Below are 19,246 nucleotides of genomic sequence, written 5' to 3'. Positions count from 1 at the left end.
GTGATTCTCGCGAGGCCACCGTGGACCCGTCAATGACGGCGGACACTCGTCAGCCCTGCTGTGGCAGGCGCACCCAGACGCCGCGGAAGCGCTTGCGCGAGGGGTCCTTGAGCTTCTTGCACGCCACCCCGTCGAGCGGCATCGAGCCGTCATCGCTGAGCAGCAGAATCTCCTCCGCGTCCTCGGGCGTGAAGAACGCCTCCGGGTTGAAGCCCTTCAGGTCCACGTCGCTCGCGAGGACGGGCGCATCGTCTCCGCCGGCCCAGGTGAACAGGTGCGAGGTGCCTCCGCCGTCCGTGCCGCCGCTGATGATGAGGTAGCGGCCGTGCCACCACGAGAGGGAGCGGATGCCCATGCCCCCCAGGTCCACCAGTCGGGGCTCGCCCACGCGCGCGGAGGCGCCCTCCAGCACCATCTCCTTCGGATTGAGGACCGGGACGAGCAGCGCCTTGCCCTGGGGCACGGGACTGCGGAAGCCGATGAGGATGGACGCGCCATCCGCCATCGCCGTCATGCCCTCGATGTTGAGTCCACCGGGCGCCTTGGGGGCCAGGCCCTCGGCATCCGCGAGGCGGAACGCGCCGAGCCGCGGCGCCGCGAGCAGGTCATCCAGCAGTCGCGTGTAGGGCCGTCCCACGAGCTGGGGCAGGCCTTGTGTCTCCTCGGTGGCGAAGAAGCGCAGCCGGCTGGGCGCCTTCTTCCCGGCGCTGTCGCGTCCATGCGACGTGAGCCAGAAGGAGTACGCGCCCAGGCCCGTGGCCGCCTCGATGTCCGCCTCCGGGGCCTTCTTCTTGTGGGCTGGCAGCTCCAGCTCCGGTGACAGGTCCACGCCGCGCACGGGAGGACCGCCGCGCCGGGCGTCGTAGACGCGGAGGATGTTGTCCTCGTCGTCACCCACCACGAACAACGAGCCCCCGAGCGCCACCGCGCCGGAGGCGTCACACATGCCCTCGAAAACGAGGACGTCTCGACCGGAGCCCCCTTCGGCCGGAACGCGCTCCGGCCCCGCCTGGACGCCCCGGGCCGCACAGCCCGCGATACCGATTCCCACGATGATGGAGGCCAGCCTCATAGACCCCCAGATCTCATCACTCACCCCGCCTCCGGGAAGTCCTCCCGCCCGAAATGTGGGTTGCCAGACGCCCGCGCCCCACAACGCACCTGGAAAATAATCACAGCAGCGCGCGGGAAAGCGCGCTGGCGATTGAGCAGACAGTGCCCCCTGTCTGCCCTTTTGGGCTCGACGGGTCCGCTCCGACACCCAGAAAACATTCCGTCGGACATGTTTTTGCTGGAATCGTTACTCCACCTGGGGTGAACTCCATGAGCTGTCGCACGGTTCCATCAGTTCACGCGTTGCACTGGTGATTCATTGACGCCTGGAGGCCCCCCGGAATGAAGCGTCGAAGCACGTCCGCATCCCCCGCGGAAGTCGTCATCCTGCGCCCGTCTTCGACACTCTTTTCGACCCCTCACCTGGGACGCCTCACGGGAATGTCCGAGGAGGGCCTTCCGCTGGTGGACTTCGAGGGGAACCCCTCCGGGCCGGTTCCCGCTCGAGTGCTCGCGGGCGCGAGCACGACCCACCTGGAGGAGGTGCCAGTCCAGACGGAGGTCCTCCTCTCCTTCGAGGGAGGGCAGCCAGACCGACCCATCCTGATGGGACTGCTCGAGCCGAGGAAGGGGCTCCTTCGCGCCGTGGAAGCCAAGGCCCCAGCGCTGCCCGTCACCGCCAGCGTGGATGGCCAGCGCATCGTCCTGGAAGGACAGGACGAAATCGTGCTGCTCTGCGGTGAAGCCAGCATCACCCTGCGCCGGAATGGACGTGTCGTCATTCGTGGCACCCACATCGAATCGCACTCCTCGGGCGTTCAACGAATCAAAGGCGCCGCGGTGAAGGTGAATTGATGGCGGCTCCGCGCCGGTGCCCCGTCATGTGGGACATCATGGAGGAGCACCTCGAGGAGGCGGCCTTCCTCGCCAATCAGTGGCAGAGGGCCTGCCGCTCCCCTGACTATTGCTTGCACGAGGTGGCGCAGGGACCCGAGACGCGTTTGAGGGCCCATCTGGACGGATTGGCCTGTGCGGGCCCGGAAGCCCCTGAGCGCATCCTGATGCCCTGGTTGGAGAGCGACAGGTCCGAGGAGGTCTTCGTCGCGGCCCTCGCACTGCTGGCAACGGGTGCGCCCCTGGACTGGGTCCTCCCGTTCTTCGAGGACGAGCCCGGTCCGCGCAGGGTCGCCATCTCCAGGGCACTGAGCCTGGCACGCCACGAAGGCATCCCTGGCCTCCTTCGAAGCCGCGAGTTCCACGCGCACCCCCGCCTTCAGGCAGAGGCCATCCGTGTCCTGTGCCTTCGTGGCGAAGCGCTCGGGTCCGAGACCCTGTTGCCGCTGCTGCGGAGCGAGTCTTCCGAACTCAAGACAGCGGCCCTGAAGGCGGTCCGCGATGACACGCCAACGGTGCGCACCCTGCTGGAGTCAGCCCTCGGTTCGCAAAGCCCCGACGTGCGCATCGCCGCCGGGCAGACGGCGTTGGTCCTGGGATATCCCGCCGCGCTCCAAGCCCTCCGGCGGCCCCTCGACAGCACGGCCCCCGAAGCCGCGCGGGCCCTGGCGGTGCTGGCGGCGGCGGGGCAGGCCGAAGACGTCGCGCGGATGGCCGCCGCGCTGGCCATCCCCGGTTTGGAATCAGCGGCCCTGTGGGCGCTGGGCCACTCCGGCTGGCGCCACGCCGCGGAGCTCTGTCTGGAGGCCATGAAGCACGAGAGGACCGCTCGCCTCGCGGGCGAAGCATTCGCGCGCGTGACAGGGCTGCGGCTGGAAGGCGACTTCGCACGCCCCTCCACGCTCGAGGAGCACGGCCTCCCCCCTTTCGAGGAGGACGACCTGGACGCGGACCTCGTTCCTTCTCCTGAAGCCACCCTGCCCCTCCCCGATGCCGCCGCGGTCGCCCGCTGGTGGATGAAGGAGAAGGACCGCTTCTCTCCGAAGACGCGCTACCTCCGTGGCCAGCCCATTTCACCAGAGGGTGTGTGGAAGGCCCTCGCCACGGAGCCCATGCGCGGGCGCGGACAGCTCGCGCTCGACCTGGCGGTCCAGACCCAAGGCGCCGTGCGCTTCGACACGTGCACCTGGACGAAACGGCAAGCCGAGGTCCTCGCTACCGGTATGGCCAGCGCCAGACAGGGCCGCCAGCGATTCACCGCGCGATGAGCATGCCCGCCAGGGGAGTACCGCCATGCTGCAAATCAAGAACGCCACTCCCTTCGTACCCGCGCTCTACCTGTTTCCGGACGAGAAGGGCGTGGACACCCTGTATGTGGTCCTCAAGGCGACCTTCGCGATGACTTCCAATGGGCTGCGGGTCGCGGAGGCCCAACAGGCCGTCGCGCACGTGGACGAGCACTGGGGCGCCCCCGGGGAATCCAGCCTCAAGTACGCAGGCGAATCACATCTCATGAAGCGCGGCACGGACGTGGTCCTCGTCGGCGACGCCCACGCGCCCAAGGGGCTCCCCACGACAGACTTTGGCGTCTCCCTCTCCGTGGGCACGCTCAAGAAGCTGGTGCAGGTCCACGGAGACAGGACCTGGAAGGCGGGCCTCCTGGGGGCATCTCCCACCGCGCCCATTCCGACGACGCGGGTGCCATTGACGTGGGAGCGGGCCTACGGAGGCCGACACCAGACGGGCCCCCAGAGATTCCTCGCCGAGATGCGAAACCCCGTGGGCGTGGGCTTCCGGGGCCAGCGCGAAGCCAGGGAGATGCACGGAACGCCCCTGCCCAACCTCCAGCATCCCGGCTTCCCCCTCACCAGCCTGTCCGACAAGTCACCGCCGCATGGCGTCGGCTTCGTCGCTCCGTCCTGGCAGCCGCGCATGGGCCTCGCCGGAACGTATGACGAAGCCTGGAAGAAGCACCGCGCGCCCTACTTCCCACGAGATTTCGACACGCGCTTCTTCCAGGCCGCTCCCGAGGGGCAGATCTACCCGACCTGGCTGAAGGGCGGCGAGCCCGTGGAGCTGATCAACGCCGCCCCTGAAGGCGTCCAACGCTTCCACCTGCCCGAGGTGGACCTGGAGACCTCGGTGCGCATCGCCGGCAAGGAAGAGAAGCCACGCCTGCACATTGAAACGATGCTCCTGGAGCCAGACAAGCACCGATTCTCGTTGACGTGGCGAGGCTTCGTGCCTTGCGACAAGCGCGCCTTGAAGATCGAAAAGGTGACGGTGGCGGTGAAGCGCATGACGGGGGTGCGGACGTGAGTGGATTCAACCCCTTCGTGGAGGTCGTGGGACTGGGAGCCACCACCCCGGTGGGGCTCGACGTGCCGACCACGGAGACCTCCGTCCGAGCGGGGCTCGTGCGATTCGTGGAGGCAGGCATCCTGAACCAGGTCCTGGAACGGCAGGTGGCGTCGTTCCTCGCAGAGCGCTACCTGCCGCCCCTGGAGGTCGATGGGACACGCCTCTCCAACACCTGGATTCGCATGTTGCGTTTGTCCACTTACGCGCTCGCCGAAGCATGCGTGGGGCTCACGGGCCCAGCGCCCCTGCTCCTGGCAATCTCCGAGGACCGGTGGGGAATCCAACTTCCCGCCTCACGGGTGATGCTTGAGCAGTTGGCACGACAGACAGGCGTGCGGCTCGATATCGCCAACAGTCGGGTCTATCGACACGGCGGCGCTGGCGGCATCTTGGCCCTGCGAGACGCGATGCGGCTGCTGTCCACGGGACACGCCTCCACCGTCATCGTCGGGGGACTGGACACCTTCAACCATCCCCGGAGACTGGCCGTGCTGGACTCGGAGGACAGACTGCGTCCCCGAGGCACGGACAGCTTCATTCCAGGAGAGGCCGCGAGCTTCCTGCTCCTGTCGACCCCTGCCGCCGCGCGCCGCTGCGGCCTCGAGCCCGTGGCGCGCATCACCCACGTGGGAGTCGGCGCGGAGCGAGGGCACCGCTACGCCGAGGAGCCCTACCTCGGAGACGGCCTGGCTCACGCCTTTCAGGCGCTCTTCGCGGGGATGCCGGGCAACGCCCCCAAGGTGCACTGCGTGTTCGCTGGCTTCAACGGAGAGAGCCTGCCGACCAAGGAGTGGGGCGTGGCCTACTTGCGAAACGCGGAGCGCTTCTCGGAGGCGCTTCGCATCGAACATCCCGCGGACTGCGTGGGCGACGCAGGCGCGGCGTTGGGGCCGTTGATGCTGGTGCTGGCCGCGGAGCGCCTGCGCGCCGGACACCTGAAGGGCCCCACCCTGGTCTGGAGCACCTCCGACCTCGAGGCGCGCGCGGCGGCGCTCATGCTGCCCACATAGAACGACGACAGTGGGAGTCCGGAAGGAGGAGGACCATGGAGATTGGTGAAGAGGTGGCCGTCTCGGAATTCGTCTCGGAAGAGTTACACAACGAGAAGACCTGCCCCTGGCACGAGCAGGGCGACGCGCACTCCCAGAAGATGTTGCTGCAGAACCCTGACGATGACGCCGTGGGAGGCATGGCGCCGACGGACGGTGGCGTGCTGGGCAGGAAATTGAAGGACGCCAAGAACCACCCGCCCGCGGCGAACAAGGTCTCCTTGATGTTCAAGAAGGGGGAGGTCGCGACCTATGGAAGCGTCAAGCGCCCGAAGCTGATTCAGACCTACGAGCGCCAGGACGAGGAGGAGGAGGAGTACGCGCTCCAGTACGCCCCCCATCACCTCATCCCAGGAAACGAGTCGCTCAAGGGCACCTCCGTCGTTCCGTTCATGGGAGACGAGAACTGCATCGCGGACTACAAGAAATCCATGTCGAGTTACATCAAAGCGGGATACTCCATTGGCTATGACATCAACGCAGCGGAGAATGGGGAGTGGTTGCCAAGCCCTTATGCCCTCTCCAATTGCAATGAATGGCCTGCGGACCTGGGACTCAAATACCTCAAGAAGCGCAAGGATGAGTTGATTGGCGAGGAAACAGAGGCCTTCAAACCCGCCTACGTCGCTGCCGCCATCGAAGCCTCCGGTGGAAGGCAGTTCCACATGCGTCACATGCGCTACTCGGAAAAGGTGACGGAGATACTCCAAGCCATCGGCGAGCGCCTGGCGGTGATGGCCGACGATTCATGCCCCCTGGCGAAGAAGAGCAAGGCCAAGGACGTGGATGAGTTCGATCCCCCCCTGGGACTCACCGCGCGCCTGCATTCGCTCTCCCAGAATCTCCGAGGACTGCTGACGAAATCCGTCTGGCGCCCCCCATTGTATACGGACTCCCTCACCCAGGAATACGCGGACGAAATGGTTCATCAGAAGAAATTCGCCAGGTCCAAAGCCAAAGGCAGCATCACCCAGATTCTCTGAGTCATCACGATGCAAGCGACCCCGAAATACTACATCCTCGAGTCGGGAAGCCACGACATGATGCTCATCTACCCCGTGCCGAACCCGGGGCTTCGAGATCGCTGGTGGGCTGGTAAACCCTTCCAGCGTCCGCCCGCACAACCCATCGTCGCCGAAATCAGGACGGGTACCGAGCAGGGCGAACTGCTGGATTACTTCAATGCGGCCTCACTCATGAGCAATGCGCTCCATGCGGCGTTGCTCGAGGCCGGTGTGGACAACCTCGACGTCTATGACGCCGTCATCCAGAGCGAGGATGGAACCGTCATCCACCGGGGATACAAGGCCTTCAACGTCATCGGGCTGGTGCGGGCCGCGAACCTCGCGGAGACCGTCTTCCATTCTCCCGACAGCTCCACCCTCATCGATGCGAGCATCGACCACCTGGCGATTGATGGCGACAAGCCCCGTGGACTCAAGCTCTTCCGGCTCGCGGAGAACGTCAGCGCGGTCCTCGTCAGCGAGGACGTCAAGCGCGTACTGGAGTCAAAGGCCTTCCCGCATCTTCGCTTCCTGGAGCCCCACGAGTTCGTGAGCGCCTGACGGCTCGCGCCCAGAAAGAAAGGACCTTCCCGTGCCCACCTTCGTCAATGGCCGAGGCGTCACCCATGGCGGAAGCAAGGGACAGAGCATCGTCCTGCCAGACGTCTGCAAGACACCGTCGCCCGCAGGCCCGGTCCCCATTCCCTACCCCAACGTGGGTCGCTCAGCGGACGCGGCGGATGGCCCCAAGACCGTCACCATCGAAGGACACATGCCCATGGTGAAGGGCGCCACCTACAGCGTCTCGTCGGGCGATGAGGCCGGCACCGCGGGAGGTGGCGTGGCCAGCAGCGCCACCAAGGGTCCTTGTGAGTTCATGATGTACTCCTTCGACGTGAAGTTCGAAGGCAAGAACGTGTGTCGCCTCGGCGACCCGCTCTTTCACAACAAGAAGAACACCCTGGGCTGACCGCCCCCAACATGCCGCCTGACGTCGGGGGCCCTACTCCAGCTCGCGCTGGAGCTTCGCCAAAAGGTTGAGCGCATCCAGCGGCGTCAGCGTATTGACGGACACCGCCTTGAGCGTCTCCAGCGCCTGCTGGTGCGAAGCCGGAAGCACGGGGGCGGCCGGGGCCACGGGCGCGGGTTCTCCGAACAGGCCGAGCTGCGCCGTGGACGTCGCGCGCTTGGGGTTCTGCCGCACCGCCACGCGGGGACGTCCCGCGTCGTCCAGCTCCCCTGACTCCAGGTTCTGGAGCAGCTCCCGCGCCCGCCCCACGACCTCCGAGGGCAGCCCCGCGAGCTTCGCGACCTCGATGCCGTAGGAGCGGCTGGCCCCGCCGGGAATCAGCTTGCGCAGGAAGATGACCTTGCCGCCCTGCTCCTTCACGGCGATGCACAGGTTCTTCACCCGCGTCCGCTCGCGCGCCAGGTCCACCAGCTCGTGGTAGTGCGTGGCGAACAGCGTGCGCGCGCTCACGTGGTCATGCAGGTGCTCCGCCACCGCCCACGCGATGGAGAGCCCGTCGAACGTCGACGTCCCGCGGCCAATCTCATCCAGGATGATGAGGCTCTTGCGCGTGGCGTGGTGGAGGATGTGGCTGGTCTCCGTCATCTCCACCATGAAGGTGGATTGGCCCCGCGCCAGGTTGTCCGCCGCGCCCACGCGCGTGAAGATGCGATCACACAGGCCGATGCGCGCCGCCTTCGCGGGAACGAACGAGCCCGCCTGCGCCATCAGCGCCGTCAACGCCACCTGCCGCATCACCGTGCTCTTGCCGGCCATGTTCGGACCGGTGATGACCAGCAGCTGCGCGTCCTCCGGGTCCATCCGCACGTCGTTGGGAACGAAGGACTCCCCCGCCCCCAGCATGCGCTCCACCACCGGATGCCGCCCGGCGGTGATGCTCAGCACCTCCGACGCGTCCACCTCCGGCCGCGTGTAGCCATACTCGGACGCGCACCGCGCGAAGGACAGCAGCGCGTCCGCCGCGGCCACCGCCTCCGCCGCCGAGCGGATGCGCGGGGCCGCCGAGGCGACCTTCGCCCGAAGCTCCTCGAACAACTGGAGCTCCAGCGCGCACCGCTTCTCCTCCGCGGTGAGCACCAGCTCCTCGTGCTCCTTCAACTCCGGCGTGACGAAGCGCTCCGCCCCCACCGTGGTCTGCTTGCGGATGTAGTCCGCCGGCACCAGGTGCAGGTTCGACTTCGTCACCTCCAGGTAGTACCCGAAGACCTTGTTGTAGCGGATCTTGAGCGAGCCGATGCCGGTCCGCTCCTTCTCCCGCTGCTCGATCTTCAGCAGGATGTCCTTGCCGGACGTGGACAGCTCCACCAGCGTGTCCAGCTCCGCGTGGTAGCCCTGGCGGATGAGGCCGCCTTCCTTCAGCACCACGGGAGGCTCGTCCACCACCGCGCGCGCCAGCAGGTCCGCCAGCTCCGGCAGCGCCGTCAGTGGCCCCGCGAGCGACTTGAGCAGCGCCGTCTGGCACCGCGCCAGCGCCACCCCCAGCCGGGGAAGCTGCGCCAGCGACAGGCCCAGCGCGCGCAGGTCCCGCGCGTTGCCCGCGCCCAACGAGAGCCGACCCGTCAATCGCTCCAGGTCCGCCACTTCCTTGAGGATGCCGGTCAGCTCCTCGCGCCACACGCTGCGCGCGGACAGCTCCTCCACCGCGTCCAGCCGCGCGTGGATCTCCGGCAGCGAGCCCAAAGGGGACGCCAGCCAGCGCGCCAGCTTGCGCGCGCCCAGGCTCGTCACCGTCCGGTCCAGCACGCCGAGCAGCGAGCCCTTGCGTCCCCCGTCGCGCTGCGAGCGCAGCACCTCCAGGTTGGCGCGCGAGGACTCGTCCATCAGCAGGCTGCCCGAGCGCTCCTGACGGCTGAGCCGGTCCACGTGGGCCGCGGGCGTCTTCTGCGTGTCCTTCAGGTAGCGCAGCGCCGCGCCCGCCGCGCTCGTGGCCATGGGCGCGTCATCCAGCCCGAAGGCGGACAGCGACTGCACCGCGAAGTGCGTGCGCAGGAACCCCGCCGCGCGCACGGGCTCGAAGGCCGCGGCCTCGCTCTCCGCGATGGAGGGCACGCGAGGCAGCCGCGCGCACACCCGAGCGACCTCCGCGGAATCGCGCTGCCCCGCGGGCACCAGCAGCTCCCGGGGCTCCACGCGCGACAGCGACTCCGCCAGCTCCTCCGCGGAAGCGGCCTCCATGGCGAGGAACTCTCCGGTGGACGCCTCCAGCAACGCCCCGCCCCACCCGCGCTCGCTCCAGCACACGGCGGCCAGGAAGTTGCTGTCGCGTGGCTCCAACACCTCCTCGTCCAGCACCATGCCGGGGGTGATGACGCGCGTCACCTCGCGGCGGACGATGCCGGGCCCGGTGCCGGCCTCCTCCACCTGCTCGCAGATGGCGACCTTGAGGCCCTCGCCGATGAGGCGAGCGATGTAGCGGCGCGACGAGTGATAGGGGATGCCGCACATGGGCACCTTGTCGGCGCCCTTGGCCCTGGCGGTCAGGGTGATTTGGAGGATCTCCGAGGCCCGCACGGCGTCCTCGAAGAACATCTCGTAGAAGTCCCCGAGCCGGAAGAAGAGCACCGAGTCCGGGTGAAGGGCCTTCACCTCCAGGTACTGGCGCATCATCGGCGTCAGGGACGCGATCTCCCTCGCGCCCGAGCCGTCGCTCGCCTTCTCCCCTTCCGGGCCGACGTCGGGCGTCGGGTCCACGGGGAGCTCCGCCACCGCTGCCTTGGCTGCCTTCATCTGCTGCGTCACGGCCATCCCCGCCCTTCTCTCATGCCCCCGCCCCGTGGATCAACGAACGGCTGACCCTACCCGCCGAGTTCCCTAACACGCACGGGTGACATTTCGGCGGACCCGGGTCCGAAAACGGGTGCGCCCACTGAAAGGCGCGGGCATCTTGGCCCCCGCCATGGAGACTCCTTCGACCTCGCCCTCTCCCCGGACCCGTTCACCGGCCCCCGTGCCCGCGCTCTTCCGGGTGGCCATCGCGCCACTCCAGGCCTTCTTCCGCCTCCAGGCCAGCAGCGGCATCCTGCTGGCCCTGTGCGCAGTGGTCGCCATGGCGTGGGCCAACTCACCGTGGGCCTCCTCCTACGTCGGCTTGTTCGGCGCCCGCCTGGAACTGGGGGTGGCGGGCACCCAGGCGTCCTTCACCTTCCAGGAGCTCATCAACGACGGCCTGATGACGCTGTTCTTCTTCCTGGTCGGCATGGAGGTGAAGCGGGAGCTGAGCGCCGGGGAGCTGCGCACGCTCTCGCGCGCGATGCTGCCGCTCATCGCCGCGCTGGGTGGCATGGTGGTGCCGGCCGCCGTCTACGCCGCCATCAACGCGGGCACTCCGGCCATGGCGGGCTGGGCCATCCCCATGGCCACGGACATCGCGTTCGCCATCGGATGCCTCACCCTGGTGAAGGCGCGCGTGGGCCACGGGCTCATCGTCTTCCTCACCGCGCTGGCCATCTTCGATGACATCGGCGGCATCCTCGTCATCGCCCTGTTCTACGGCACGGGGCTGCATGTCGAGTGGCTGCTCGCCGCCGCCGCGGTGGTCGCCCTGCTGGTGGCGCTCAATCGCTTCTATGTCCGCAACGGCATCGTCTGGCTGCTGGCCGGAGCGGCGCTCTGGTACACGATGCACCATGGTGGCATCCACGCCACCCTGGCTGGCGTGGTGGTGGGCCTGTGCATCCCCTCGCGCCCCACCCGGCCAGGACGGAACGTGTTGGAGGAGCTCTCCACGTACATCAACGATTGCACCCAGAACGCCGAGGACGAGTCGATGAGGAGCGCGCAGTTGCTCTACATCGAGGATCGAATCGAGGAGCTGGAGCCGCCGCTCAACCGCTTCGAGCACCTGTGGCACGGCTGGGTGGGCTACGGCATCGTCCCGCTGTTCGCGCTGGCCAACTCGGGCATCTCGTTGGAAGGCATGGGGTGGAAGGACCTGCTCGCCCCCCTGCCCCTGGGCATCATGGCGGGCCTCTTCGTGGGCAAGCAGGTGGGCATCTTCCTGTTCACCCTGGTGGCGGTGAAGCTGCGGGTCTCGACCCTGCCCGGAGGCGCGGGCCTCGCGCAGCTCCATGGCGTCTCGGTGGTGGCGGGCATCGGCTTCACGGTGGCCCTGTTCGTCGCGGGGCTGGCGTTCGCGGGGCAGCCCGGCCTCTTGAACGAGGCCAAGCTGGGCATCCTGGTGGGCTCGCTGCTGTCGGCGGTGGTGGGTTATGTGCTGCTCCGCTTCGTGGCGAAGCCGGTGGCGCGGGCGTAACGTCGGACCGTGGTGGCAAGGAGACAGACCCTCCCGTGATTCTCCAGGACCTCAACCGTGTGCGGCAGATCACCGTCATCGCGGCGCGACATGGCTTTGGCGAGGTGCTCGAGCGCGCGGGCCTGTGGCGCATCCTGGGTCGGCAGGAGAAGGTGGAAGTGTCACCGGAGGCCCAGCGCGCGTCCACGGCGCGCCGCTTCCGGATGTTGCTGAACGATTTGGGCCCCACCTTCGTGAAGCTGGGCCAGGTGTTGTCCACGCGCGCGGACCTGCTGCCCGCCGAGTTCGTCGAGGAGCTGGCGCTGCTCCAGGACAACGTGGACCCGATTCCGCTGGAGCAGGTGCTCTCCCAGATTCGCGAATCGCTGGGCAAGGAAGCCAGCGAGCTGTTCAAGCAGATCGACGAGGTGCCGCTGGCGGCGGCGTCGATTGCCCAGGTGCACCGGGCGGTGACGCTGGAGGGTGAGGAGGTCGTGGTGAAGGTGCAGCGGCCGGGCATCGCCGCGAGCATCGACTCCGACCTCGGAGTGCTGCGCAGCCTGGCGCGCCTCTTGGAGGCCGTGGTGGAGGAGACGGGCATCTACACGCCCACGGGAATCGTCGACGAGTTCGACCGGGCCATCCACGAGGAGCTGGACTTCATCAACGAGGCGACGAACGTCCGCGCGTTCCTGGAGAACCACCGGGAGCGGACGTACCTCAAGATTCCCCGGGTCTACGCGGCGCTGTCCAGCCGCACGGTGCTGACGCTGGAGTTCATCCGGGGCGTGAAGATCGCGCCGGAGACGCTGGCCGAGGAGGACCGGAAGGCGATTGCCCAGAACATCCTGGAGGCAAGCTTCCGGCAGCTCTTCGACGACGGGCTGTTCCATGGCGACCCGCACCCGGGGAACCTCCTCCTGATGGAGGGCAACCGGCTGGCGCTGCTGGACTTCGGCGTGGTGGGGCGGCTGACGCGGCCCATGCAGGAGACGCTGGTGATGTTGTGCCTGGCGGTGGCGCTGAAGGACAGCGACTCGGTGGCGCGCATCCTCTACCGCGTGGGCGTGCCGGATGCGCGGGCCAACCTGGTGGGGTTCCGCAACGACATCGAGAGCATCCTCGGCGCGCACCTGCCCACCACGCTGGGACAGGTGGACGCGCGCACGCTGCTGCGCGACTTGCTGGACCTGGCGGTGAAGTACCGCATCCGGATTCCCAAGGAGTACGCGCTGCTCAGCCGCGCCTCCATCTCCACCGAGGGAATGCTGCGCAGCCTCTACCCGGAGATGAACATCATCGAGGTGGCGCTGCCGTATGCGAAGGAGCTCCTGGCGGGGCGGTATGACCCGACGCAGTTGCAGGGCGGGCTGATGCGGACACTCTTGCGATTGCAGTCGATGGCGCAGGACCTGCCCACGCAGCTGTCGCAAATCCTGCTCGACATGGAGTCCGGCAAGTTCACCGTGACGGTGCGCGCGGACCAGTTCGAGAAGCTGAACGAGAACCTGCGCAGCGCGGCGGTGATTGCCTTCATGGGGCTGTGCGCGTGTGGCTTCATCGTGGGGGCGTTCATCTCCTTCGCGCCCAAGCCGTGGATGTATGGGAACATCCCGGTGCTCGGAGCGGTGGGAATCGCCCTGGCGGCGGGCCTCTTCGGCGCGGCCATCACCTGGTACCTGTTCGGCGGACGCGGACTGGGCAAGGTGCGGCTGAGCCGGTTCTTGAAGAAGCAGACGAAGAGGTAGGCCCGGCTTCAGCCGCCCAAGGCCTCGCGACAGCTCGTCACGAACGCGGAGAGCGCCCCCTCGAAGTCCGGACGCGCTTCGATGAACGGCAGGTGCCCCACGCCGGGAAGCGACACGCCCCGGGCCCCGGGCACGCGCGGCAGCACCAGTTCGGAGCTCATGGCGGGGAGGACCACCTGGTCGAGCTCACCGTGCAGCGTGGTCACCGGGCAGGTGCGGCGTTCGAGCTCCGCTGAATAGTCCTCCGTGCGGGCGAGGAGCGCGCGGCGGACATGCGGTGGAACGCGCAGCATGTCGCGAAGGCTCTCGTCGGCGAACGCTCCGGGGACTTGCCGCGCCGCGCAGGCCTGGAGGAAGTCGCGCGCCGCCGACGCGTAGGTCTCCTCCTGGTCCGACAGCAGGCCTCGGGCATTCGCGAGCATGCCCGGCCCGAACAAGGCGCGGGCGGGCTTCCCGGTCTTCAGCGACGCCGCGACGAAGAAGAGGCCGCCCAGCGCGGAATCCCCACGGTGGCGCAGGTAGTCGCCGACAAGGACACCGCCATAGGACCAGGCGACCACGACGGGCCGCTCCAGGCCCAGGCCCTGAATCACCGCATGGAGGTCGTCGGCGAAGTGGATGCCCTCGACATACGGCGCATCTCCTTCGGGCTTGTCCGAGTCACCGTGACCGCGAAGGTCGAGCGCCACGAGGCGGAAGCTCCGCGCGAGGCCTCCCTCGAGCACCGGGTCCCAGCAGTGACGGCTCTGTGCGAAGCCATGCACGAAGAGCACCGATGGCACGCCCGACACGGGGCCCGCGTCGCTCACCGCGAGCCGGACGCCGTCCGGCCCCTCCACGAATGGGGTTCTCATCAGGCCTTCCTGGAGGCGCTTCGTTGTTTTGTCGGCAAAGACTCGGAAACCGGCTCATTGACGCTCAGGCCGGGATGGGCGGCGAGGACGAGCTCCGTCGTCCTGGCGATGTGCTCGACCAGGAGCGCGCAGGCACGCTCCGCGTCCCGCGCCAGGGTGGCCCGGACGAGGGCGGTGTGTTCTTCCTCGATGTCGCGCGCATGCCGGCCATGCGACACCGCGAGGCGACGGTAGCGCTCGCTCTGGTCGAACAGGGTCGCGCAGAACTTGAGGAGCCAGGGGGAATCACAGGCCCCCAGCAGGGTCGCATGGAAGCGCCCGTGCTCGGCCTCCCAGTCATCATCGAGCGTCCCGTCGCTGGAGGCTGGCGTCCTCCGCAGGAGGCGGTGGAGGGCCGCCGTGACTTCGCCCTCCCAGGAGATGTCACCGCGAGCCATCGCCCCGCGGAGCGCGAGGGTGTCGAGCTGCTGGCGGGTCCTCGTCAGGTCCAGCAGGTCGGCCCGGGAGATGGGGACGACCCTGAAGCCGCGCTGGTCCTCGATGGTGACGAGCCCCTCGGACGCCAGGCGGCAACACGCCTCCCGCAAGGGCGTCCGCCCGACGGCGTAGCGAGGCGCCAGATGCTCGAGCCGCAGCTTCTCCCCGGGAGGCAGCACCCCGCGAAGGATGTCGTTGCGAATCCGGTCCACGACCGTCGAGGTGAGGGTCGGTTCGGATGCGAGACCAGCGATGCGGGATGGGGCGGCCATCGGCTTCCTCACAGGGGATATCTGGCTCTATAGGGCATCGCGGAGATTTGATGCAATATGTCAAACCAACGACAGTCCTCGTTTTGTCGACATTATTTGACTCAAGGCGCCTGACTCACCTAGGGTCCCCGTTGGAGGAGCGCGACGATGCGAATTGCTTCGATTCTTGTGGACGGGTCCCCTGCCCTCGGCGTGCGAACGCCAGACGGGCTGGTCAATGTCACGGCCCTCGTCCCGTCGGTCGGTAGCTCGCTCCGCGAGTTGCTTGAACGCAATCCCGGCGGACTCGCCGAGCTGGCCGCGCGGGCCGTCGACGCGCCCGCGCGATTCCGGGTGGAGCCGTCAGCCCTCCACTACCGGCCGCTCGTCCCGGACCCGAGCAAGGTTCTCTGTCTCGGGCTGAACTACGTCGCCCATGCGTCGGAGGCGGCCTTCGAGCCCCCTCGCTACCCGGTGGTGTTCACCCGCGTCGCCACGAGCCTCCTCGCACACGAGGCTCCGCTCGAAGTGCCCAGGTGCTCGGAGCAGCTCGACTACGAGGCCGAGCTCGCGGTGGTGGTGGGGCGCCCGGGGCGCGACATCCCTCGCGAGCGGGCCCTGGAGTGGGTGGCGGGCTACACGCTCTTCAACGACGGCTCGGTGCGGGACTACCAGAAGCGCACCCCGCAGTGGACGCTCGGGAAGAACTTCGACGGCACGGGCGCGCTCGGCCCCGAGCTCGTGACGCCAGACGAGCTGCCAGAGGGCGCCTTGGGATTGCGCATCCAGATGCGCGTCGGCGGCGAGCTCCGGCAGGACGCGAGCACGTCGGACATGATCTTCGACGTCCCCACCGTCCTCGCCGGGCTCTCCGAGGTCATGACGCTCCTTCCGGGCGACGTGATTGCCATGGGCACGCCGAGTGGCGTGGGTGCCGCGCGCAATCCGCCGAGCTTCCTGCGTGCGGGAGACGTGTGCGAGGTCTCGGTCGAGCGGATCGGGGTGCTGCGCAATCCGGTCATCGGCGCGCGCCGCACCTGAGCGGATGGAACCACGACAGCAGGAGGACGCATGGGAATCCAGGCAAGGCGACCCAGCAGGCTTCATCACACGGCGTATGTGACCAAGGACCTGGAGGCGACGCGGAGGTTCTACGAGGACTTGATTGGCCTGCCGCTCATCGCGACCTGGTGTGAATCAGACGAGCTCTTCGGCGCCCTCCGGACGTATTGCCATACATTCTTCGAACTGGGCGACGGGAGCGCACTCGCGTTCTTCCAGTTCGAGAAGTCCTCGGACCAGGAGCTCTTCGGGCCCTCCATGCCTCCGACGCCGTTCCACCACATCGCGCTGAACGTCGACGTGGAGACCCAGGGCGCCATCGAGCAGCGCCTGCGTGCGGCGGGATATACGGAGCCCGAGCTGTACGTGCTGGAGCACGGATACTGCCGCTCGCTCTACATCAAGGATCCGAACGGGATGATCGTCGAGTTCACGCACGACAGTCCGGATGCCGTGAAGCCCGACGTGATGCGGGCCCGCCAGGCCCGCGCGCGGGAGGAGCTGTCGCGCTGGCTCGCGGGTGACCACACCTCGAACAACGGGTTTCGATGAGCCTGCTGACGCTCTCGTTCGACAACGGGCCGGACCCCGAGGTGACGCCTCGGGTGCTCGACGTCCTGGCGTCGCATGGGATCACCGCGCACTTCTTCGTGCTGGGCAAACACCTGGGAACGGCGGAGGGGCGGCGCCTCGTCGAGCGGGCCCGGGACGAGGGGCACCTCGTGGGGAACCACTCGTTCACGCACGCCGTGCCGCTGGGCGAGGATGTCCGTCCGGACGCGGTGGAGGCGGAGATCGCCGCGACCGAGGCGCTCCTCGCTCCGCTGGGATTGGGGCCGAAGCGGTTCCGGCCCTTCGGAGGAGGAGGCCGGCTGGGGCCACACCTCTTGAGTCCACGCGCGGTCGAACACCTGAAGGAGCATGGATACTCGTGCATCCTCTGGAACAGCGTCCCTGGCGACTGGCTCGACCCCGAGGGCTGGCCGGAACGAGCGCTCGCGGACTGCATGAGCCGTCCCCACACCCTGATGGTCCTGCATGACATCCCGAAGGCGTGTCTTCAGGAACTGGATGGTTTCCTCCGGAGGGCCCGCGACCTGGGAATTCAATTCACGCCGCGGTGTCCTCCGGAGTGTGTCCCCATCGTCGATGGGCGCGTCACGGGTGATCTGAGCGGGCTCGTCACGGGCCCAGCGAGCTGATCGATCCGACGCGTACGCTGCCTCGCTCGGCATCGCGCGAGGAACCATCGTCGACGAAGCCGCGCACATCCGCGCACGCGCCTACTGCCGTGACTTGGAGTGCGAGACTCCCACGTCGCCGCCGAGCAACTTCGCGAGGAGCGCAGGCCGCGATTGGACCTCGAAGCACCGGTAGATGGCCTTCGTGTACTGATTCACTGTGAAGCGGCTGATACCAAGCCGGGCCGCGATGTCCTTGTCCGCCATCCCATGCAGGAGCAACTGGAGCGTCTGTCGCTCGCGCGGCGTGAGCCTGTCCACCAGCACCGCCTCCTTCGTGGGCACCGACTGTCCGAGCAGGCTCCATACCAGACCCGATCTTCGACGAGTTCCTGGCGCACCTCGGTGACGACGGCACCTGAAAATGGGGAGCGATCCATCAGCGCGCGGATGGCCGGATTGCAAGCACTGCCCAACGTCCGGAGCCCCTCGAGCGCGTGCCGCATGCTCCCGCTCCAGCCCTCCAGCGCTACGACCCTGAAGTCTCCGTGCCCACCCGGCCTGAAGTCGGGCTCCAGGACACACGCGCCCGCCTCCGCTCCCAGAATGCTACACAAGCCAGTGACAAGATGCCGGGGACGCTCCTCCCGCCCCACGGGCAGTTCGTGCGCTTCGTTGACCAGACGAACCAATGCACGGACCTGCGAACTCCGAAGATTGCCAGTGTTCATCGGACCTCCCGGGACGCCCCCCTGAACGCCATCCCTATTTTTAGTGAATTGCAAGAATAGCATCTTTAGATGAGGAATTGCGCTCGAAACATCCTCTCAAGGAGAGAAGCGCATGAAGAGGCAGCTCCAGCAGGGAATCCTCACGATGGTCATCATCCTCCCCCTCGCGGTGGTGGCCCGCTCCGTTCCAGGGAGTGGCGGCAGGCCCGTGGACTGGGTCGATGGTGGTTGTTTCCTGATGAACGGCAGCGCCATGACGAATGGCTGCGCGACGGGAAAGCGCTTCGAGTTTCCCCTGGTCATCGACAGCGCGGGAAACAAGACGGCGGTCATCGCCGCATCTGGCGCCTCATCTGCGAACAACGTGGGCTGCGCCGCGGCGGGAGTGAATCGCGAGGGCACCCTTGTCTGGGGTGGCACGCGCAAGTGGATGCCCTCCTTCGGCGTTCGAGCCTACATCACCTTGAACGATGCCTACGTGCCCCCAGCGGGATACATGTACATCAACTGTCACCTCGAACCCGGCGGTGCGGTCGTCACGGTTGACTACACGCCCTGATTCGAGCGGTGCCCAGCCACCTCAAACGGAGCGGAGTGCCCACGTCTTCGCGGGCACTCCGATTCACGTGACATGACCACGACTACGAATTGGTTTTGGATTGGCGCGGTCCTCCTCGCGGCAGCGCTGTCCTACGGCGTGTCACGGCTCGCGAACCCAGGCGAGGAGCTGGCACCATGGGATGCCGCCGAGCTGCATCGGATGAAGGTGAGGCTTCGCGAGTTGGAGGCCTCGACCGCCAGCTCGGCCCGGCTGGCTCATGAGGCCCAGGCGGCTGCCCTGGCAGCCCAGTCCGTGGGCCCGAGCGTGGACGCGCGCATCGCACCGGCGAAGCCCTTGGAGAGCCTCCGCGCGCCTGACGCGGGCGACTCCACTGAGGGCACGAGCGCCGCCCCGACGGAGGTGACCCCCGGTGATGTGGTCGCACGACTGGATGCCCGCTTCTTCAGCGAAGGGGTCGACCCGGCATGGAGCCGAGACGCCGCTCGGCGCGTGGAGAGGATAGGCACCCACTTGCCTCAAGGAGCGCGCATCGTGGCCCTCGAATGCCGCAGCTCCATGTGCCGGCTCGAGATGTCCCATCCGAGCCAGAACGCTTTCCAGCACTTCATCCACGCGGGTCTGGTGGATGACGCGTACGCATGGGATGGCCCCTTCATGGCGGCCATCACGGGCACCCCAGACCAGGCTGGGAACGTCGAGGCGGTGGCCTACCTCGCCAAGCCAGACACAATCCTGACCCCATCAGGGACGGATTGACA

19 protein-coding genes are annotated in these 19,246 nt (G+C 67.6%); 14 read left to right on the top strand and 5 right to left on the bottom strand.

The window, feature by feature from the left end:
* Positions 1–49: 49 nt before the first annotated feature.
* Positions 50–1,072 carry a DUF3616 domain-containing protein gene (locus G4D83_RS24295; protein ID WP_163867198.1) on the bottom strand — a complete coding sequence of 341 codons (1,023 nt, stop codon included), beginning with the start codon at positions 1,070–1,072 and terminating at the stop codon, positions 50–52.
* Positions 1,073–1,395: 323 nt separating this feature from the next.
* On the opposite strand from G4D83_RS24295, the gene G4D83_RS24290 reads away from it, so the two are divergent.
* Genes G4D83_RS24290 through G4D83_RS24260 form a run of 7 tightly spaced genes read left to right on the top strand, consistent with a single transcriptional unit; the run spans position 1,396 to position 7,331 of the window.
* Positions 1,396–1,908: a DUF6484 domain-containing protein gene (locus G4D83_RS24290; RefSeq protein WP_163867197.1), complete on the top strand. Its 513-nt coding sequence runs from the start codon at positions 1,396–1,398 to the stop codon at positions 1,906–1,908.
* Between the two features lie 38 nt (positions 1,909–1,946).
* Positions 1,947–3,215 carry a TIGR02270 family protein gene (locus G4D83_RS24285; RefSeq protein ID WP_163867196.1) on the top strand — a complete coding sequence of 423 codons (1,269 nt, stop codon included), beginning with the start codon at positions 1,947–1,949 and terminating at the stop codon, positions 3,213–3,215.
* A 25-nt stretch (positions 3,216–3,240) separates the two neighbouring features.
* A complete protein-coding gene (locus G4D83_RS24280) occupies positions 3,241–4,266 on the top strand; it encodes a DUF2169 family type VI secretion system accessory protein (RefSeq protein WP_163867195.1) in 1,026 nt (341 codons plus the stop codon).
* Entirely contained in the window at positions 4,263–5,318 is a 1,056-nt protein-coding gene (locus tag G4D83_RS24275; RefSeq protein WP_163867194.1) for a hypothetical protein, read from the top strand. The genes G4D83_RS24280 and G4D83_RS24275 overlap by 4 nt, the downstream gene beginning before the upstream one ends.
* 35 nt (positions 5,319–5,353) lie before the next feature.
* Positions 5,354–6,340, top strand: a complete 987-nt coding sequence (locus G4D83_RS24270) for an AHH domain-containing protein (protein WP_163867193.1) — start codon at positions 5,354–5,356, stop codon at positions 6,338–6,340.
* Positions 6,341–6,349: 9 nt separating this feature from the next.
* On the top strand, positions 6,350–6,922 hold the full coding sequence (locus G4D83_RS24265) for a hypothetical protein (RefSeq protein ID WP_163867192.1): 573 nt from the start codon (positions 6,350–6,352) through the stop codon (positions 6,920–6,922).
* 31 nt (positions 6,923–6,953) lie between these two features.
* Positions 6,954–7,331: a DUF4150 domain-containing protein gene (locus G4D83_RS24260; RefSeq protein ID WP_163867191.1), complete on the top strand. Its 378-nt coding sequence runs from the start codon at positions 6,954–6,956 to the stop codon at positions 7,329–7,331.
* 33 nt (positions 7,332–7,364) lie between these two features.
* Here the strand turns inward: G4D83_RS24260 and mutS are convergent, their stop codons facing one another.
* Positions 7,365–10,136 (bottom strand): DNA mismatch repair protein MutS, encoded by a 2,772-nt coding sequence (mutS, locus tag G4D83_RS24255; protein WP_163867190.1) that lies wholly within the window; start codon positions 10,134–10,136, stop codon positions 7,365–7,367.
* Between the two features lie 151 nt (positions 10,137–10,287).
* On the opposite strand from mutS, the gene nhaA reads away from it, so the two are divergent.
* Together nhaA and G4D83_RS24245 are read left to right on the top strand one after the other, a co-directional pair.
* Positions 10,288–11,643, top strand: a complete 1,356-nt coding sequence (gene nhaA / locus G4D83_RS24250) for a Na+/H+ antiporter NhaA (protein WP_163867189.1) — start codon at positions 10,288–10,290, stop codon at positions 11,641–11,643.
* Positions 11,644–11,678: 35 nt separating this feature from the next.
* Entirely contained in the window at positions 11,679–13,370 is a 1,692-nt protein-coding gene (locus G4D83_RS24245) for an ABC1 kinase family protein (protein ID WP_163867188.1), read from the top strand.
* An 8-nt stretch (positions 13,371–13,378) separates the two neighbouring features.
* Here G4D83_RS24245 and G4D83_RS24240 read toward each other — a convergent pair whose 3' ends face one another.
* The gene (locus G4D83_RS24240) at positions 13,379–14,224 is read right to left on the bottom strand and encodes an alpha/beta fold hydrolase (RefSeq protein WP_163867187.1); all 846 of its coding nucleotides are present in this window, start codon (positions 14,222–14,224) and stop codon (positions 13,379–13,381) included.
* Positions 14,224–14,973 (bottom strand): GntR family transcriptional regulator, encoded by a 750-nt coding sequence (locus G4D83_RS24235; protein WP_163867186.1) that lies wholly within the window; start codon positions 14,971–14,973, stop codon positions 14,224–14,226. Before G4D83_RS24235 ends, G4D83_RS24240 begins: the two co-directional genes overlap by 1 nt.
* Before the next feature lie 192 nt (positions 14,974–15,165).
* Here G4D83_RS24235 and G4D83_RS24230 point away from each other — a divergent pair, with 192 nt between their 5' ends.
* The 3 genes from G4D83_RS24230 to G4D83_RS24220 are packed head-to-tail and all read left to right on the top strand — an operon-like array spanning position 15,166 to position 17,216.
* Positions 15,166–15,993, top strand: coding sequence for a fumarylacetoacetate hydrolase family protein (locus tag G4D83_RS24230; protein ID WP_240356535.1), 828 nt, complete (start codon positions 15,166–15,168; stop codon positions 15,991–15,993).
* A gap of 30 nt (positions 15,994–16,023) precedes the next feature.
* Positions 16,024–16,566, top strand: coding sequence for a VOC family protein (locus tag G4D83_RS24225; protein WP_163867184.1), 543 nt, complete (start codon positions 16,024–16,026; stop codon positions 16,564–16,566).
* Complete coding sequence (locus tag G4D83_RS24220) at positions 16,563–17,216, top strand: polysaccharide deacetylase family protein (RefSeq protein WP_163867183.1); 654 nt, start codon at positions 16,563–16,565, stop codon at positions 17,214–17,216. The genes G4D83_RS24225 and G4D83_RS24220 overlap by 4 nt, the downstream gene beginning before the upstream one ends.
* A gap of 81 nt (positions 17,217–17,297) precedes the next feature.
* Here the strand turns inward: G4D83_RS24220 and G4D83_RS46375 are convergent, their stop codons facing one another.
* Positions 17,298–17,540, bottom strand: coding sequence for a helix-turn-helix domain-containing protein (locus tag G4D83_RS46375; protein WP_240356534.1), 243 nt, complete (start codon positions 17,538–17,540; stop codon positions 17,298–17,300).
* A gap of 498 nt (positions 17,541–18,038) precedes the next feature.
* On the opposite strand from G4D83_RS46375, the gene G4D83_RS24210 reads away from it, so the two are divergent.
* Positions 18,039–18,485 (top strand): hypothetical protein, encoded by a 447-nt coding sequence (locus G4D83_RS24210; RefSeq protein ID WP_163867182.1) that lies wholly within the window; start codon positions 18,039–18,041, stop codon positions 18,483–18,485.
* Positions 18,486–18,557: 72 nt separating this feature from the next.
* Positions 18,558–19,244: a hypothetical protein gene (locus tag G4D83_RS24205; protein ID WP_163867181.1), complete on the top strand. Its 687-nt coding sequence runs from the start codon at positions 18,558–18,560 to the stop codon at positions 19,242–19,244.
* Positions 19,245–19,246: the final 2 nt, after the last annotated feature.

This window comes from Myxococcus eversor (assembly GCF_010894455.1).
Classification (GTDB): Bacteria; Myxococcota; Myxococcia; order Myxococcales; family Myxococcaceae; genus Myxococcus; species Myxococcus eversor.
Note: the sequence above shows the minus strand (reverse complement) of the source record. Positions and strands in the feature narration are given on the sequence as shown.

Excerpts from the sequence above, each read along its gene's own strand:
- G4D83_RS24295 (WP_163867198.1), bottom strand. The coding sequence starts at position 1,072 with ATGAGGCTGGCCTCCATCATCGTGGGAATCGGTATCGCGGGCTGTGCG.
- G4D83_RS24290 (WP_163867197.1), top strand. The coding sequence starts at position 1,396 with ATGAAGCGTCGAAGCACGTCCGCATCCCCCGCGGAAGTCGTCATCCTG.
- G4D83_RS24285 (WP_163867196.1), top strand. The coding sequence starts at position 1,947 with ATGGAGGAGCACCTCGAGGAGGCGGCCTTCCTCGCCAATCAGTGGCAG.
- G4D83_RS24280 (WP_163867195.1), top strand. The coding sequence starts at position 3,241 with ATGCTGCAAATCAAGAACGCCACTCCCTTCGTACCCGCGCTCTACCTG.
- G4D83_RS24270 (WP_163867193.1), top strand. The coding sequence starts at position 5,354 with ATGGAGATTGGTGAAGAGGTGGCCGTCTCGGAATTCGTCTCGGAAGAG.
- G4D83_RS24265 (WP_163867192.1), top strand. The coding sequence starts at position 6,350 with ATGCAAGCGACCCCGAAATACTACATCCTCGAGTCGGGAAGCCACGAC.
- mutS (WP_163867190.1), bottom strand. The coding sequence starts at position 10,136 with ATGGCCGTGACGCAGCAGATGAAGGCAGCCAAGGCAGCGGTGGCGGAG.
- nhaA (WP_163867189.1), top strand. The coding sequence starts at position 10,288 with ATGGAGACTCCTTCGACCTCGCCCTCTCCCCGGACCCGTTCACCGGCC.
- G4D83_RS24240 (WP_163867187.1), bottom strand. The coding sequence starts at position 14,224 with ATGAGAACCCCATTCGTGGAGGGGCCGGACGGCGTCCGGCTCGCGGTG.
- G4D83_RS24235 (WP_163867186.1), bottom strand. The coding sequence starts at position 14,973 with ATGGCCGCCCCATCCCGCATCGCTGGTCTCGCATCCGAACCGACCCTC.
- G4D83_RS24225 (WP_163867184.1), top strand. The coding sequence starts at position 16,024 with ATGGGAATCCAGGCAAGGCGACCCAGCAGGCTTCATCACACGGCGTAT.
- G4D83_RS24220 (WP_163867183.1), top strand. The coding sequence starts at position 16,563 with ATGAGCCTGCTGACGCTCTCGTTCGACAACGGGCCGGACCCCGAGGTG.
- G4D83_RS24210 (WP_163867182.1), top strand. The coding sequence starts at position 18,039 with ATGAAGAGGCAGCTCCAGCAGGGAATCCTCACGATGGTCATCATCCTC.
- G4D83_RS24205 (WP_163867181.1), top strand. The coding sequence starts at position 18,558 with ATGACCACGACTACGAATTGGTTTTGGATTGGCGCGGTCCTCCTCGCG.